Source organism: Pseudomonas sp. AC242 (assembly GCF_979258655.1).
In genome coordinates this window covers 2,849,289-2,864,674 of the sequence record NZ_OZ409873.1, presented here as the reverse complement: position 1 = coordinate 2,864,674, position 15,386 = coordinate 2,849,289, and the positions used below count along the sequence as shown (strand labels likewise).

The following is a 15,386-nucleotide window of genomic DNA, read 5'->3' as shown; positions in this document are numbered from 1 at the left end:
GACTGCGCTAAAGCAGTCAACTGTCCGTCTGCGCCGCCGCCCAGTGCTTCATCTCTTCAGCAATGAAGTGATTGACCAGGTCGCTGTATATTTTCTCAATGGCATCTGCATTCAAACCTTCGTTTTCGGCCCAGTCGCGACGGGTTGCCAACATCGCCTGAAAACGCTCCTGTGCCCGCACTGAGGCCGCCGAGGTCTTGAACTTCGAGGCAGCGAGTACGTACTGAAAGCGCTTGCCCAGCAGTTTGATCACCGCTTGATCGAGTCGGTCGATTTCACTTCGAATATCTTGCATGTCCGCACAGTCGGCGGGTTGTAACGTGTTGATGACGTCCATGTGCGTCTGTGCCTCTCGAATTGTTGTTGATCGTGCGGCGGGTTTTCAGGGGGTAAGCGCAGCGTTTTTTGTCACTTTGCCGGCGTTCTGAAAAAAACGCTCTGGGCGGCACGGTGCAAGGGCCGCAGATGACTGGCGATCCAGTAGCTCTTCACTGGCGAGGCGCCCGACGATCGCCGCCAGCGTCACTCCGGGATGCATCGCGCAAACGTAAATTCCGCCGACACCGGGCAGGTAACCGACAACGGGGATGCCGTCAGCGGGCATGGGCCGGAACCCGACGACGGCGGTTTGCGGCTCGATGGAAACCACTCCGTGAAGTTCATTTTGTATGGTTTCGGCGGTTCGCCAGGCAAGGTCTGTCGGCGAGTTGCCCGGCGCCTCGCCCAGATAATCTTCAGCGGCCAGCAACGTGCCGTCGGCACTTTGTCGAATTTCCATTTCGGGGCTGGAGATGATGCCTTTGACGAGGCCCGGTTGGGTCTTGTAGCGGATGAAAATGGCGGGGGAGGCGTCGATGGGCAGGGAGACGTTGAGCATCTGCGTTAACTGTTGGGTGCCGGTCCCCGCAGCAAGCACGACAAGGTCGGCATCGATCGCGCCCGTTGTGGTTTCAACGCCGGTGACATCGGCGTTGCAGGTTGTGAAACCGGTCACGCGGGTTTGCGTGAGCAATTGCGCGCCCAGCGCCCGGGCGCCGGCAATCAGGGCGTGGGTGGTTTGCACGGCGTCGAGTGCGCCTTCTTCCGCGCGATACAACGCGCAGGGTGGGGGATTTTTCAGGTTGGGCTCGCGGGCAAGCACCTCGGCAGACGATAACAATGTCGCCGACGCCGGATACTCTGCTGATTCGTTGTACGACAAAGCCCCGGTCCAGCGAATCTGCAAATCCGGCAGCTCGGTTTCGAGTCGTCGGTATGCTTCTATGGCCATACCGCGCAACTGCGCAATCGGATCAGCGCCGGCGTGCGAGGCATTGATCCAGGCGAAAGAGTTTGCCGTGACGCCGCTCGCGATCTCGTCAGCCTCGATCAGCGTGACGTGCGCTCCTTTGCCAGACAGGTGATACGCGAGGGAGGCGCCGACGATGCCCGCACCGACCACCACAATTCGCCCACGTGCTTTATGATCCATTTCAACATTCCCTGTTGTCGATCGGCTGATCCTGCAGCAGGGAGACGCGGCGAGCAACCAGAAAAAAGCCCGGCCAAAGCCGGGCTCGTCCGCTGGCAACGGCTTAAGCAGGCATATCTCCGGCGGGCATTTGGAATGTCAGTCCGTGACGGATGCTCAGTCGCTATGGATCAAGGGTCAGATTACGACGCCGAATGCTGACTGACGTGTTTTGGCCCCGCTAACGCCCAGGCAATCAACCCGAACAACGGCACAAACACGATCAGCACGATCCACACACCTTTATTGCTCGCTTTCCCCTCGCTCTTGCGCACCCGATTGATGGCCCAGAGTTCAATCAGCAGAAGAACTGCCGCCAGTACGATCCACACGGTTTCGATTTGCATTGGCTACCTCCTGATGGTCTGTTCGTTAGGTGGCGTGGGGGGCGGCGGGTTCATTTATTTTTCTTCAGTGCGTTGAGCTGCCGCGCCAGTTGCAAGGCTACGCGGCCGCTGTTGAAAGTCGGCAGCAGGTGGGTGAAAGGGATCTCGATGATCCGGTTTTCGCGCACCGCGCGCAGTTGCGACAACACCGGGTCGTGGGTCAACAGATAGCGTTTGCGACGGGCGGGTGACCATTCGGCGTCGGCCAGCAGAATCACGTCCGGGTCGCTGGCCAGCAGGGTTTCGCTGTTGACGGTGACTCGATAGAGGTTGATTTCGGCAAAGACATTGCGTGCCCCGGCAGCGGCCAATAACGGGGTGACAAACCCCCGCCGACCTTCGCTGTCGAGGCCTTTGACTTCGTTGTCGAGATAGAACACCGACAGCGATTTACCCGCACCGGCCAGGGCTCGGGCACTGGCGAGGTCGGCGTCCATGGCCTCACTCAATTGCCGCGCCTGTGGCTGTTTGTGCAGCAGCCTGCCCAAGGTCAGCAAGTCATTGCGCACATGCGCGAAGTAATCCAGCGAATGCCCGTTGCAGGCCGACTCCAATAGATAAGAACCGACGCCATTGCGCGCCAGACCCGAGCGTGAAGTCACACCGTCGCCGAATGCCGTGGCGAACCCGCCAATCACCAGATCAGGTTTCTGTGCGTAAAGCACTTCGCTGGCCGGGTATTGCCGCGCGATCACCGGCACACCGAAATACGCGGCTGGCCGCTGACCGGCATCGGTGTCATCCAGATACGCCACGCCAACCAGCGCTGGCCCGGCACCCAGCGCCAGGACGAGATCCGCCGCATGCTGATTGAGCGCGACGACGCGCGAAGGCGCAGCGGCGTTCCAGTCCTCGCCGCAATTACTGAAGCTGTCGGCGAGTGTCGGCATTGAACAGAGCAGGGCGCCAAGCGCTAACAGGATCGATTTCATCCCTGCGCCTTGACCAGCAAATCCGCGACCACTTCACCGCCCACCAGATGCCCCTCGACCAGCCGCTGCACCTCTTCATGGCTGTGCACGCCATACCAGCAACGTTCCGGGTACACCGTCACAATCGGCCCCAGATTGCACGGAAACTGGCAGTGCGTGCGCGTCAGCAAGACGCCGCCCGGCGTCTCGATGCGATCGTGCGCCAGCAAATGCCGGCGCAGGGTTTTCCATAACTGCAAGGCGCCGCGCTGGGTGCAGCGCGGGCCGGTGCAGAGGAACACATGGCGTGCGTGCTCGGGCACGTGCGACCAGTCCGGGTGCGTATCGACGCCGTCGACGGTTTTGATTTCACTCATCAGAAGCGGTACGTGTAGCGTACTTCGGAGGTGAACGGCCGGCCGAGGTTGTCGACGTTGCTCGAACGGCTGGTGACGTAGTCGCGGTCGAAGAGGTTTTCCACCAGCAGACTCACCCGGTGTTGGTGGGCGTTGTCGAGGTAGCGATAAGCGTCGGCGTCGACCACCGAATAATTGCCGTATTCGACTTGCTTCGAGCTTTTGATATCGCGGATGTAACGGATCGCACCGCCAACACCCCACAGGCGATTTTCCGATTCATAACCCACCCGCGAACGGGCGAAGAAGCTCGGGATGTCGTTGATGGTTACACCGGTGCGCGACTCGGTGAGGTTGCGGGTCATGTCCGCTTGCAGGCTCCACTGATCGTTGAGCGCCAGTTTCGCGTCCGCCTCGAAACCGCGCATCTGGATCGTGCCTTCACCGTTGACCCACTGAATGTCATCGACGGTGATCAGGTCGTCGATCTTGCGTTTGAACAGGGTCACGCTGGCGCTGACTTCGCGATCCAGCAGCAGGCCCTTGTAGTCGACACCCAGCTCCGTATTGCGGCTTTTTTCCGGTTTCAGGTTGCGGTTGCCGATCTCGTCGCCCGGCTCGTTGACGAACAGTTGCTCGGCGTTCGGCAGTTTGTAGGCGCTGCCGTATTGACCGCGCACCGACCAGTTGTCGTTGAGGTCATACAGCGAAGTGAGCATGCCGACCGTGGCGCTGTCGCCACCGCTCATGGCCTCGTGACGCACGCCGATGCTCGGATGCCAGTCGGGCAGGGCGTCGATCTGCGGGCGCAGTTGCGTGTAGAACGCATGGGCTTCGGCCTTGTCGTTGTCGATGATCAGCACGTCGTCCTGGCCCTTGAACCACTGGTTGTCGCTGCCGAACACCAGCACATGGCCGCCGGGCAATTCTGCTTTGCCTTCGGCCTGCACGCCCCAATCGGTGAAGCCCCAATAGTCGTTGTGGTTGATGACTTTTGTGCCGCCGCCGGCGACGTTGTTGACCCGGGTGTAGCGCGTGTCCCAGTCGTTGATATGGCCTTTGACGAAGTAGCTCAGACGCTCATTGACGGTCTGCTCGAAGGTCGCCGTGGCGATCTGCTGCACGCGGTCGTTGGTGGTCTTGTGATTGTCGACCGGACGGGCGAAGTCGAGGTTGGCGTCGGCGTATTGGTAGAACAGTTCCAGCCGCGCATCCTCGCCAAACGACTGAATCGCCTTACCGCCGAAGGTGGTGACTTCGTAGGCACGGTTCTTCCCAGAATCGTTTTTCATGTCGCGGTTGCGATACGGCTGATAGCCGTCGGAGACGTTGTGACTGACGTACGCCAGCAAACCCAGGTCGCCGAATCCGTTAGTGAAGATATTCTCGACCCGCGCATCCTCGGTGGTACCGCCAAAGCTGTCCACGCCCAGATTCACTTCGCCGGCGGCTTTGCGCGACTGCGGGCTGCGGGTGACGATGTTGATCACGCCGGATACGGCTTGGGTGCCGAACAACAGGCTCTGGCCCCCTTTGAGTACTTCGATGCGTTCGATGGCGTTGGCCGGCAGGGTGTCGAGATAGAGGCCGCCGTACAGGCGATTGTTCAGGCGCACGCCGTCGAGCAGGATCAGCGTATCGTCGTTGCGCCCGCCCAGCAGCGAATAGGTGCCGTAGTCGAACGGGCCATTTTTCGGCGCGACGTACAGGCCGGGAATGAACATCTGCATGACGCGACTGACATCGGCACTGGGGCCGGCGCGCTCGATCTGTTCGCGGCTGACGATCTCGACCTTGCTGCCGAACTTCGCCATGTCGGCGACCGTGGTCGACTCCACCGACGGTGCGGAAACGATTTGCTGATTGAGTTCCAGTGGTGTGTCGTCGGCCAGTAGCAGCGGGCTGAACAGGCAACCAAGAAACAGGGTTGGAGCAGAAGTGTAGAAAGGTCGAATCATTGTCTTCTCGAAAAGGATCTTCGCAGAAGAGCATGCAAGAGAAGGCATCGCGCACAGCCAATACCGGCCCATGCCCGCCCACCGCAGGATTTTGCCAAACAGCAATTCAGGCCGGTCTCCGGGCTCGCGCGTATCGAGGCTTTCACCTTCCCATGGCCGTCTAACCACAGTGGTGTATCGAAAGCATCACGCGCATACCGTTGCGGGGGCAGCACCGGACTTGTTCGAAAAGAACGTACCGGTTTCCCGTTTCACCCCATGCACGGCGGCATGGGACACCTGAAACTGGGCGGCATCTGAACATTCGAATGACCGTTCGTCAACTTGCCGATACAGGTACTCGACCCGCGAATTACCAACTTTGGAAATAACTACTAAGGTCTATAGCGGTAATCACAACGCAATATCGCGCGGCGTCGACAGGCGTGAGGGATTCGCCACGTACGCTGAACAGGGAGGTTCTCATGCACGGTGCCAGCGGCCATCCTCACGGTGGGCACGCCCCGCATTTCATTCGCAGCGCTTTACTGGTCGCCATGGCCAACACCCTGATGCTCGCAGACGCTCAAGCTGCGTGCGGGCCTTTGGCGGCGGGTGCCTACAACGTCTCGCAAACCTGTTTGCCGGCGGCCGGCGTCGATGCGTCGATCAGCACGCAGTCGGGCACTACCATTACCACTACGGCGGGTTCCTCGTTGAACAGTCGTGGCAACAATGCCAACACCACGCTGACACTCACTGGCACTACGGTAAACAGCACACCCCCAACGGCCGCCAACGCAGTGTTTGCCAATGTCATCGGCACCACCGGCAACGCCAGCCTCAGCGTCAATGGCGGGACCAACACGGTGAATGTCGGCGGCAGTGGCCTGGACGCGCTGGCGATCACCAATGCCAGCGCTGGCTCGTCGACGTTTTCGGTGAGTGCCGGCACCACGCTGAACATCCTCAATACCGTGGTCGGCAATGAACACGATGGCATCGACATCAACGCCAGCGGCGGCGGGGCGATCAACCTGAATCATCAGGGCAATGGCCAGATCACGTTGCTCGGCGGCAACGGCGTCTGGACCAAAGCCACGGGCAGTGGCGAGACCAACGTCAACGTCGGCAGTGGCGTGAGTATTCTGGTCAACAACGATGATGCACTCTCGGCCGGTCTTCCGATCATTGACGACACTTTGCCGACTGCCGGCATTGGTAACCACGCCGGCGTGCATACCCGCGCAGTCAATGGCAACACCACACTGATCAACGCGGCGAATGTGCAAAGCATCGGCATGAACGCCTTTGGCTTGTTCACCGAGGGCGGCACAGGCAATACCCGCCTGACCAACAGCGGCAACCTGAGTACCAGCGGCCTCAACGGTTTCGGCATTCGTTCGTTTTCCAGCGTTGGCAGCATCGCCATCGTCAACGACGGCGCCATCACCACCACGGGTGGCGGCGCCCACGGTATCTATGCCAATGACAATGTCGGCGGCAGCGGTTCGATCAGCATCGAGAACAATGCTGCCATCAACGTCGGCAGCACGGCCAATACCGCCGGTTCGCGGGCGATCTACGTGATCAAGCGCGGTACCGGTGATGTCGCGATCACGGGTAGCGGCAATATCAAAGTCCTCGGCGACATCAACACCACCCGGGCCTACGCGATCATTGTCAGCGCCGAAAACAACAATGTGCTGATTGATTACTCGGGCGATCTGTTCGCCAGCGGGTTTGGCGCGGGCGGTATACGGGTCGATTCGACCGGCGGCAATGTTCAGGTCAACTACCGTGGCGATCGCATCGAAACCCTGCACAGCAACGCCAACGGCATCTATGCCTCGACGCAGTCGCCGACGGGCACGGTCAACGTCAATTCCGGCGGCACGATCATCACCCACTCGAACGCTGGCTCGGGCGACGGCACGGGCATTGGTGCTTTTGGTATCCAGGCGCTGACGCTGGGCGGCGACGTGGGTGTCGTGTTCAACGGCCCGCTGATCGACGTCAACGGTCAGGGCGCGGCGATTCTGGCCGGCAATGCCTTCAACTCAGGCAGTGGGCTGGGCACATTGAGTGTCAGTAACAGCGGGGAGTTGATCGCGCGGGGCAATCAACAACGCGGTATCCGAACGTTGTCGGTCACTGGCGCGCAAAGTGTGGTCAACAGCGGCGCGATCCAGACCTTCGGTGCCAGCGACAGTCAGGGCATTCTCGCCCAGGCCTCGGGCGCCGCGAATTTGACCGTCAGCAACAGCGGCGCGATCACTACTCGAGGCGTTGGCTCGTCGGCCATAGACGCCTTGACCGAGGGCGGCAGCGTCAATGTCAGTAACAGCGCCACGCTTCAGGGTGGTCGGGCCGATAGCAGCGGCATTGCCCTTGGCGGTGCGAGCCAGACGTTGACCAACTCAGGTGCGATCACTGCGCTTAGCGATGTCGCCGTACGCGCCGATGCGACCACACCGGGCACGACGTTTGCGCTCAACAATACCGGGCAGATAACCGGCGCTGTGAATGCCGTCAGCGCGGCCAGCACGGTGGCCAACAGCGGCACCTGGACACTGCGCAATTTCACCGCCAGTAGTGCCAGCGGCAGTCGCGATACCTGGGGCGTTGCCGTCAGTGATCTCGGCTCATCGGGCGCCAACAGCATCGACAACAGCGGTGTGATTCGTCTGGCGGCGCAACCGGCGACGGGCATCGTCAGCTTCAACGCCAGCGGCGCCTATCTGCCCTTGGGGCAAACGGCCAATACGCCGACGCTGGGCGGTGCTGTACAGGGCCAGTTGCTCGGTGTAAACCGATTCACCCATAGCGGCACGCTCGACCTTGCCGCCGGCAGCAACACGGTCGGCAATGTGTTGCTGATCAGCGGGGCCAACACCGTCGGCACCGATGGCGGCGGGGTGTTTGTGTCCAATGGCGGCCGGCTGCTGCTTAACACCACGTTGAATGGTGGTGGCGCGAACAGCCTCTCGGACATGCTGGTTGTGGATTCGACAACCACCGCCAGCGGCGGCGCCACCGGCGTGATCGTGAGCAATGTCGGCGGCCAGGGCGATCTGACTCAGGGCAATGGTATTGCGGTGGTCGAACTGCTCAACAAGACCGAAGCCGCGAGCGACGCCAATGCCTTTCAACTGGCCCGGCGTGTTGTCGCCGGTCCGTACGAATATCGCCTGCAGCAAGGTGCCCAGGACGGTAGCGGCAAGGACACTTGGTATCTGCGCTCGGACGCGGTACCGCCGGACGGTCCTCCAGGCCCCGATCCTGATCCCGATCCCGATCCCGATCCCGATCCCGATCCCGATCCGACGCCCGATCCTTCCCCGGTACCCAATTACCGTCCGGAAGTGTCGCTGTACGGTGCCGTGCCCGCGCTGGCCCTGGTTTACGGCCGGACAATGGTCGACACCCTTCACGAGCGGGTCGGCGAGGAACGCCTGAATCGCGGTGATCCATTGCCCAAGGAAGACGAATCGACGTTGGCGCCATCGATGGGCTGGGGCCGGGTGATCTACCGCAGCGGCAAACAGGATGGCGACCGCAAAAACGCCTTGGGCAACACACCCGAGTACAACTATGACCTGACGGCATTTCAGGTCGGCACCGACCTTTACCGCAAGGACCGGCCCGACGGCAGTCACGAGCAGGCCGGGCTGTCATTGTCCGCCGGCACCATCGACGCCGGCGTCAGCCACTACACCCGGCGCGCCGCCGGCGAAGACACCTTGCGTGCGTACGGCGTCGGCGCGTACTGGACGCACTTCGGCCCCTCCGGCTGGTATCTGGACGGGGTGTTGCAGGTCAACCGCTTTGACATCGAAGCCAAACCCAACGACATGGCCAAACTGAAAACCCGCGGTTGGGGCTACACCGCCTCGCTGGAAAACGGCTACCCGTTCGAGGTCGACAAAGACTGGTACATCGAGCCGCAATTGCAAGCGATCTACAGTTACGTCGATCTGGGCAGCAGCGATGACGCCGGCGCGAAGATTCGCTTCAAGGACGTTGACTCACTGATCGGCCGCGCCGGCGTGCGTATCGCCAAGGACTGGGACACCGAGGGCGTCGACAACAGCGCACGGCGCACCAATGGCTGGATCCGTCCGAGCATCTGGCATGAGTTCAAAGGGCAACCGAAAACCGAATTTTCCTCCGAGTCGGGGTACATTCCGTTCGAATCCGACATTCAGGGCACGTGGGGTGAAGTGAATGTCGGGGTGGATTACCAGGCCAATCAACGCACCACGTTTACCGCATCGGCCGGCTATCGTCAGGGGTTCGACGGTGACAGCCATGGGTATGACGCGATGCTGGGGTTCAAGATCAATTTCTAGGGCTTTTGTACACGCCGCAAACCCTACATTGGATGGCTTGCTGACGCTCGGCCCTATATCCTTCACGCCTGTTTGATGGACTGACTTAGGGAAGAATTGCATGCCGTTCAGGGTGATGGTGGTCGGTGGTTACGGAAATTTCGGCAGTATCGTCTGCCGGCACCTGGCGCTGATGCCGGAGATCGGCTTGGTACTCTCCGGCCGTGATCCGCAAAAATTGCAGCGCAAAGTCGATGAACTGAATGGTCAATCGGGCATCGTCTGCGAAGGCTGGTGCGGTGATGCCATGGGTGCGGAGTTCGAAGCCGCTTTGCGTGTGCTGAACATTCAGTTGGTCGTACACACCGGCGGGCCGTTTCAAGGGCAATCCTATGCCGTTGCGCAGAGTTGCATCGATGCCGGCGTGAACTATTGCGACCTGGCGGACTGCCGCACGTTCGTCAACGGCATCGACGTGCTTGATGCGCGGGCGAAGCAGGCGGGTGTGGCGATCCTCAGTGGTTGCAGCTCGGTGCCGACGTTGTCGTCAGCCATCATCGATGAGCAGCGCCAGCGCTTTTCGCGCATTGACTCGATCGAGCATGGCATTTCCTCGTCGGCGAAAATGCCGGGGCTGTCGACCATCGAAGGCGTGCTCGCTTACGCCGGCAAACCGATCAAACAACTGAAAAACGGCAAGGTCCACGAAGTCTCCGGCTGGCTGGACCTGACCTTGCGCAAAATGCCGCAGATGGGTACCCGATTGCTGGCCAACGTTGATGTCCCCGACATGGATATTTTTGCCAATCGTTATGGTGCGCAGACCTTGAGCTTCAAGGCGGGCGCCGGTCTCAAACTCGGCGGCATCGCCAACGGTCTGCTGGCTCAGGCGCTGAAAATCGGGCTGGTGCGCGACCATGCTTTGTGGGCTGCAAGATTGCATCGCCTGGGCACGCGGTTCGAGCGTTTCGGCGATGGCAAAAGTGCAATGTACATCGACGTGCAGGGCCTCGGCATTGACGGCAAACCGTTGTCGATGACCGCGCAACTCACCGCCCTGAATGACAAAGGCCCCGAGATTCCCAGCTGCGCTGCCGTGGCACTGGCCACGAAAATGGCGCAAGGCTACGTGCCGTCCTCCGGTGCCCGGCCTTGCGTGGGCGAAATCAGCGTCGCCGAATACATGGCCGCGATCAACGACCCGGCCAACCTGAGCCTGGCCGTGCATTTCTCCGACGGGCAGCGCTGACATGCTCTATCTGTGCCTGAAGTACTTGCACATCATCGCCGCGATTTTCCTGTTCGGCTTCGGCATGGGTTCCTACCTCTACCTGATCGCCGCCAGCCGCACCGCCAACCCGCAGGTCATAGCGCACGTCGCGCGCATGGTCGTGCGCTTCGACACGTGGATCACCACACCGGCCGGTTTCGTGCAGATCATCACGGGGTATCTGTTGATGCGGCTTTCGGGGTTGTCGATGAGCACCGACTGGGTGCTGACCTCGCTGATTATCTTCTTCTGCGTCGGCTCGCTGTGGCTGCCGGTGTTGCTTCTGCAGAAGCGCTTGTACGTAATGGCGTCGAGTGCGAGCGAGACGGGGGCCGACCTGGATGAGCAATACCAAGGCGTGTACCGCCAATGGTTATGGATGGGCGTGCTCGGTTTTGCCGGGATGTTTGTCATCGTGCTGATGATGGTGACGAAGATGACACCGCTGCAGTTGTTCAGTTTTCTGGCGTAGGTACAGTTGCTTTGAGAAAGCGCTGTTCATGATCTGGAGTTGGCAACAGGCAAGCGTCGTACTTGCCGAACAGGCGATAGCGGTTCAGCGCAATGCGGTCGTAGGCCCAGTCGCGCAAGCCTCGCGGGAAGATGCGCAGCAGTCGTAATGGCTGCCAGCGGGCGGGTAATTGGCTGATGACTTCGAGAAAAGCGTCGGAGCGTTCCCAGTAGTGGCGGTCGCGGATGACGGCCATTGTGTCGAACTGATCTATGGGCAGGCCGGCCCACGCCAGCAACGCTTGGCCCTCCGGCGATTGAACCGCTGCCAAACGTACGCGACGCTGATGATCGTGACGAATCAAGAAGCGCGCCCAGCCGTTGCAGAGTTTGCAGACGCCGTCGAACAGGACCACGGATTCGCCGGGGTTGAGCAGCGGGGCTGGGGTTGGGCGGGTTTTTGGGGTGGACATGGTGTGGGTTCGGGAGATGCTGGAATTGCTGCGATCATAGCCTCAGAAGGTGCTTGGCGCGAATGGCCATATTCGGTGATCGCCGGACTTGCGCGTTAACCTGGACGCGCTGGCACTCTGCGAGAAAACGTAGATCAACTACAGTTTCCCTAACCAGTCTTTAAGGAAGTTCGTCTATGTCAGTGGATCAGGATCGTTTTTCTCGCGCTTTCAGTTTTGTGCTCAACAACGGTATTGAATTGTTCCCGGTGAAAATGAAGCGCAGGGATACCGGCGTCGTTGCCTTTCGCATATCAAAAGGGGGAACTGCCGGAAATACATTGGAGGTAGGGGAGGAGGTTGATGAAGAGACAATGATTTATAAGGTCTTGAAACTTGGCTATGCAGTTCGCTGCTGCTCGGTCGATGGGAGCATTCGGGGATTGTATAAACCGGATCAGCGATCTGTGCGCGAGGTACGTCGTTAATAAACATATTTGTTACCCCCCAAGAGGTTAACCCTTGCGGGTATCTGCACGCCACAGGCAACACGAACTCTAAAGGCCGGCGCTGAAGAGTCTCGAGTGCAGATCAGATTGCGAGGCTCTCAAGAATGGGCGAAATTAGGGTGGAAATGTAATTAGCCAAAAATATCTGACAGCTCCTTGGGGTAGTGTGGTTCCAAGGTGAATACTGGCGAGGTTTTAGCGAATTTGTTTATGTCGCCAGCTAATAACTCTGTGTATCTCTTGAATATATCTCTGAAGGTTTTAGGTACAGGTCCGTATAAGCTTTTGCAAGTCGCTACAAAGTCGGAAACTGCGCTTATGAAATGTTGGTCTGCCTGCGTTACTTCAATGTAATCGTAGGAGGCTTCACTGTTTTCTTTTGTATGAATATCGAAGTTATGAGCAGCAGCGTTCCTTGCCTGGCGTAGCTTGTGAAGCGCGTGGCAGATATCTTTGGAAAGAATTTTGTTTTCCTGCAGATGCTGTATGTGGTCGAAAAAATTAATCTCAGGTGCATTTTTTGTTATTGGTTTTCTACTTAGCCTTTTTTCCCAAGATTTTTTCGGTTTGTACTCTTTTAAACTTTCTGTGCTGGCTTTGGTTGCCATGGCTTCCAGATACAGTGCAGCTCCAATAACTTGGCCCTTTTTTTCAAAGCTTCCAAGGTCAATTGCGTGGCTAGGAAGGTTTTCTAGAACCCCAAGTTCCTCATCGCTCAGGCTATGAACGTATGCATGCAGTGTCAAAAAGTGCGGAATGGGTGCTTCGCTGTATATTAGGTCCCGAACGATATGGTGGACCTTTACTCCTAGGTGTGTTTCGTGGCGTCGGTTTGTTGCAGTCAACTTTTTTGCGAAAGTTGTGATGAAACGTTCCGTTAAAGGGATGTCCAAAAGTATCTGGTCTGCGTTCAGGTAAAATTTAATCTCAATGGTAATGCTGTCGGATGACAGGATATCAATAAAATATTTTAATGTTTTATCATCAAGTCTTGCTTCTTCGACTGGTGTGGTCGTGCCTTCTGTAGATATAAAAAAGCTGCGTAGTTTTGCACCCAGTCCGTAATTCAGGTCTTTCTTGATTTCATCAATGTTCATTCAATTTAGCTTCCCTTGGGGGCTGACGACTTATGTGCGTCAAGTGCCGATTTTTTCGGGCTTTGTCAAGGTGCAGAACAGTATTCAAACCGGCTAGGGTATATTTTTATTAATTAGACATTTTTACTTACTCTCGTTCTTTCGAGCCAAGGGGGCGGCCAAAAACTTCATCAAAGGCTAGTTCCGCTTGTTCGCGTATCATCTTTGAACTGCCTTTCATCTTGAGAATCAAAACTTTCCAGCGAAATTTACTATATGGTAAGTCATCGATATTGATTCCATTATTTTCATCGAGCTTCATGCAGACGTCGTATCGAACGCCTCTCTCAGGAAGATTTTCTCGATAGTTACGGTTGAATAGATGACTTTTAAGGCGATTTTTGACAGTGTAAGAGTGGCCTCTATAAATTGCCTTTAGACCATCGATGGTTAAGTTGCATCTGTTTTGCTCGGACTGATAATCAGACATGATCACATACAGTCCTGTTCCGTAGTACGTTGCCTCAACATCGATGCTGGAACTAACAGATTTTGAAGTAACTGATTTGTGGTCTTTTTTGTAGTCATGAGCCGAAAAGAAGTCTACGAAATGGCTTCGCACAGTTTCCTGCAGTTCACGTTCTAGCGTAACTAAGTTTTTGATGTCATACATGCATCGCGAGTCCAAAAGCTATCTAAGGAGTGGGCAATGGTTAGAGAGCGTGATCCGCTTCCAGTTGCCCTCACACTGCTGTTTCACCGCCCCGAACGTCCCTCACTCGATCTTTCGATCCGGCTCGCAGCGCATGCCGAAGCTTCAACGCCGGCCGTTCGACGCAGTAATACGAAACACCACTCAGCAAGAACGACAGCACCAACACCGTTGCAATCTTGTGCCAGTCGAATGAAGTAATCGGCGAGAGACCGTGCAGGAAGTAGAACACCACGAAGTGATTGAGGAATACGCCGTAGCTGATGTTGCCCAGGAACTCGTCAATCCGGTGAAACTTGAGCTTCGTCAGCAAGAACACTACGGGGATGCCCACGGCAATGCCTGCGGCCACTTCGGCGTTGAACGGTCGGCGTTCGATCCATCCCGCCATGATCGCTACAAAGATTAACGCCGCCGCCACAGCGGTACCACCAGCAATCGCTAAACCCTTCGCCTGTGGTTTGTAGAGATAGCTGCCGCACAGGAAGATGAACAGGACACCCGGCAACAAACGGTAGCCGTAAAAGTCGGTGTTGATGAGTCCAAGACACGCGGGGATGAAGACCGCGACGGACAAGGCGAAAGCCACACCGCGTGCTCGGTAGATGAGCAGGAACGGGATCACCAGGTAGAAGCACATCTCAAGGCCGAGCGACCACGCCGGTGGCAAAATCCAGATTCCGGATGCACCAAACATATAGAACCCGAGGGGCACGATGGCCAGGCTCGCGGCGATGTTTTTGACGGTTAATTCGGCCGCTTGCGGCGTACCGGGCAGCAGGAAGTAGATCACCGCACAAGAAACGACGAAGTAGAACAGGAACTGCGGATAAAGGCGCAAGGCCCGGTCCAGGTAGAACAGACCGACCTTTTCGGGCGCCTTGTAGTTGCGCTCGATCAGTGAAGTCATGACGAAACCGCTGATGAGCAGGAAGGAAATCACAGCAACCACACCCGGGTTGAACCCCATGAACATCTTGCCCAGATGCGAAACGGCGACCATAACGGCCAATAGCAGACGGTAGGCTCCCACGTGTATCCCCAAACGACCTTGTAGTTATGGCGGGTAAATTACGATGGTTTGTGGGTGGATTACAGGTTTTTCTCTGCGCTCGGAGCTAGGGAATGGCGGGGAATTTCAGGATTTCGGAGAATGCGGGATTTATGCGAGTCATTCGCAGTGGGCGAGAGCGCTCGGCACGGAACCAAGCGCTCAGGGTAGGGCGGGGCACTTACTGCTCCACCCTGACGTTTCAGCCTTTGTTTGCGTTCAGCTTGCGCAGTTCTTCGTAGGTCGCCGACTGGACGAACCAGAAGCCGGAAATGATGCACCAGCACAGGGTGCCGGCCACGAAGATACCCAGCGCCGGGAGGAACCCGCTGGTGAAAATCGCGACGATAGCGACCAGCCAGATGAACGCCAGGGACAGATAGAGGACGGTGTTGTTGACGCTGATGACGAAGTCTTTCACAGGGGCATATTCCT

General features: G+C 57.9%; 15 protein-coding genes and 1 riboswitch. Of the genes, 4 read left to right on the top strand and 11 right to left on the bottom strand.

The window, feature by feature from the left end; genetic code table 11:
- Positions 1–16: 16 nt before the first annotated feature.
- From ACZZ0A_RS12875 to ACZZ0A_RS12850, 6 genes are all read right to left on the bottom strand, one after another.
- The gene (locus ACZZ0A_RS12875) at positions 17–337 is read right to left on the bottom strand and encodes an isochorismate lyase (protein ID WP_463543223.1); all 321 of its coding nucleotides are present in this window, start codon (positions 335–337) and stop codon (positions 17–19) included.
- Between the two features lie 45 nt (positions 338–382).
- On the bottom strand, positions 383–1,471 hold the full coding sequence (locus ACZZ0A_RS12870; RefSeq protein ID WP_463543222.1) for an NAD(P)/FAD-dependent oxidoreductase: 1,089 nt from the start codon (positions 1,469–1,471) through the stop codon (positions 383–385).
- 182 nt (positions 1,472–1,653) lie between these two features.
- Positions 1,654–1,857: a PLD nuclease N-terminal domain-containing protein gene (locus ACZZ0A_RS12865; RefSeq protein ID WP_007916127.1), complete on the bottom strand. Its 204-nt coding sequence runs from the start codon at positions 1,855–1,857 to the stop codon at positions 1,654–1,656.
- Positions 1,858–1,907: 50 nt separating this feature from the next.
- The gene (locus tag ACZZ0A_RS12860) at positions 1,908–2,828 is read right to left on the bottom strand and encodes an ABC transporter substrate-binding protein (RefSeq protein WP_463543221.1); all 921 of its coding nucleotides are present in this window, start codon (positions 2,826–2,828) and stop codon (positions 1,908–1,910) included.
- Positions 2,825–3,184: a (2Fe-2S) ferredoxin domain-containing protein gene (locus tag ACZZ0A_RS12855; RefSeq protein WP_007916129.1), complete on the bottom strand. Its 360-nt coding sequence runs from the start codon at positions 3,182–3,184 to the stop codon at positions 2,825–2,827. The genes ACZZ0A_RS12860 and ACZZ0A_RS12855 overlap by 4 nt, the downstream gene beginning before the upstream one ends.
- Positions 3,184–5,121, bottom strand: a complete 1,938-nt coding sequence (locus tag ACZZ0A_RS12850) for a TonB-dependent receptor plug domain-containing protein (RefSeq protein ID WP_463543220.1) — start codon at positions 5,119–5,121, stop codon at positions 3,184–3,186. Before ACZZ0A_RS12850 ends, ACZZ0A_RS12855 begins: the two co-directional genes overlap by 1 nt.
- Before the next feature lie 92 nt (positions 5,122–5,213).
- A riboswitch (cobalamin riboswitch) is annotated at positions 5,214–5,419 on the bottom strand.
- 166 nt (positions 5,420–5,585) lie between these two features.
- Between ACZZ0A_RS12850 and ACZZ0A_RS12845 the strand changes: the two genes are divergently transcribed.
- The 3 genes from ACZZ0A_RS12845 (at position 5,586) to ACZZ0A_RS12835 (ending at position 11,173) form a co-directional block, all read left to right on the top strand.
- Complete coding sequence (locus ACZZ0A_RS12845; protein ID WP_463543219.1) at positions 5,586–9,452, top strand: autotransporter outer membrane beta-barrel domain-containing protein; 3,867 nt, start codon at positions 5,586–5,588, stop codon at positions 9,450–9,452.
- A gap of 100 nt (positions 9,453–9,552) precedes the next feature.
- A complete protein-coding gene (locus ACZZ0A_RS12840) occupies positions 9,553–10,680 on the top strand; it encodes a saccharopine dehydrogenase family protein (protein ID WP_463543218.1) in 1,128 nt (375 codons plus the stop codon).
- 1 nt (position 10,681) lies between these two features.
- Positions 10,682–11,173, top strand: a complete 492-nt coding sequence (locus ACZZ0A_RS12835) for a DUF2269 family protein (protein WP_007916136.1) — start codon at positions 10,682–10,684, stop codon at positions 11,171–11,173.
- Here ACZZ0A_RS12835 and ACZZ0A_RS12830 read toward each other — a convergent pair.
- A complete protein-coding gene (locus ACZZ0A_RS12830) occupies positions 11,157–11,624 on the bottom strand; it encodes a thiol-disulfide oxidoreductase DCC family protein (RefSeq protein ID WP_463543217.1) in 468 nt (155 codons plus the stop codon). The two genes, ACZZ0A_RS12835 and ACZZ0A_RS12830, sit on opposite strands and share 17 nt — an antisense overlap.
- Positions 11,625–11,800: 176 nt before the next feature.
- On the opposite strand from ACZZ0A_RS12830, the gene ACZZ0A_RS12825 reads away from it, so the two are divergent.
- Positions 11,801–12,091 carry a hypothetical protein gene (locus ACZZ0A_RS12825; RefSeq protein WP_463543216.1) on the top strand — a complete coding sequence of 97 codons (291 nt, stop codon included), beginning with the start codon at positions 11,801–11,803 and terminating at the stop codon, positions 12,089–12,091.
- 152 nt (positions 12,092–12,243) lie between these two features.
- On the opposite strand, the gene ACZZ0A_RS12820 is transcribed toward ACZZ0A_RS12825, so the two are convergent.
- The 4 genes from ACZZ0A_RS12820 to ACZZ0A_RS12805 all read right to left on the bottom strand — a co-directional run bounded on the left by ACZZ0A_RS12820 (position 12,244) and on the right by ACZZ0A_RS12805 (position 15,372).
- Entirely contained in the window at positions 12,244–13,209 is a 966-nt protein-coding gene (locus ACZZ0A_RS12820) for a DUF4145 domain-containing protein (RefSeq protein ID WP_463543215.1), read from the bottom strand.
- Positions 13,210–13,336: 127 nt separating this feature from the next.
- Entirely contained in the window at positions 13,337–13,861 is a 525-nt protein-coding gene (locus tag ACZZ0A_RS12815) for a hypothetical protein (protein ID WP_463543214.1), read from the bottom strand.
- A 70-nt stretch (positions 13,862–13,931) separates the two neighbouring features.
- Entirely contained in the window at positions 13,932–14,933 is a 1,002-nt protein-coding gene (locus tag ACZZ0A_RS12810) for an acyltransferase family protein (protein ID WP_463543213.1), read from the bottom strand.
- A 220-nt stretch (positions 14,934–15,153) separates the two neighbouring features.
- Positions 15,154–15,372 (bottom strand): hypothetical protein, encoded by a 219-nt coding sequence (locus tag ACZZ0A_RS12805; protein WP_007916145.1) that lies wholly within the window; start codon positions 15,370–15,372, stop codon positions 15,154–15,156.
- Positions 15,373–15,386 lie beyond the last annotated feature (14 nt).

Coding starts and splice junctions, on each gene's coding strand:
- ACZZ0A_RS12875 (WP_463543223.1), bottom strand. CDS start 337: ATGGACGTCATCAACACGTTACAACCCGCCGACTGTGCGGACATGCAA.
- ACZZ0A_RS12870 (WP_463543222.1), bottom strand. CDS start 1,471: ATGGATCATAAAGCACGTGGGCGAATTGTGGTGGTCGGTGCGGGCATC.
- ACZZ0A_RS12865 (WP_007916127.1), bottom strand. CDS start 1,857: ATGCAAATCGAAACCGTGTGGATCGTACTGGCGGCAGTTCTTCTGCTG.
- ACZZ0A_RS12860 (WP_463543221.1), bottom strand. CDS start 2,828: ATGAAATCGATCCTGTTAGCGCTTGGCGCCCTGCTCTGTTCAATGCCG.
- ACZZ0A_RS12855 (WP_007916129.1), bottom strand. CDS start 3,184: ATGAGTGAAATCAAAACCGTCGACGGCGTCGATACGCACCCGGACTGG.
- ACZZ0A_RS12850 (WP_463543220.1), bottom strand. CDS start 5,121: ATGATTCGACCTTTCTACACTTCTGCTCCAACCCTGTTTCTTGGTTGC.
- ACZZ0A_RS12845 (WP_463543219.1), top strand. CDS start 5,586: ATGCACGGTGCCAGCGGCCATCCTCACGGTGGGCACGCCCCGCATTTC.
- ACZZ0A_RS12840 (WP_463543218.1), top strand. CDS start 9,553: ATGCCGTTCAGGGTGATGGTGGTCGGTGGTTACGGAAATTTCGGCAGT.
- ACZZ0A_RS12835 (WP_007916136.1), top strand. CDS start 10,682: ATGCTCTATCTGTGCCTGAAGTACTTGCACATCATCGCCGCGATTTTC.
- ACZZ0A_RS12830 (WP_463543217.1), bottom strand. CDS start 11,624: ATGTCCACCCCAAAAACCCGCCCAACCCCAGCCCCGCTGCTCAACCCC.
- ACZZ0A_RS12825 (WP_463543216.1), top strand. CDS start 11,801: ATGTCAGTGGATCAGGATCGTTTTTCTCGCGCTTTCAGTTTTGTGCTC.
- ACZZ0A_RS12820 (WP_463543215.1), bottom strand. CDS start 13,209: ATGAACATTGATGAAATCAAGAAAGACCTGAATTACGGACTGGGTGCA.
- ACZZ0A_RS12815 (WP_463543214.1), bottom strand. CDS start 13,861: ATGTATGACATCAAAAACTTAGTTACGCTAGAACGTGAACTGCAGGAA.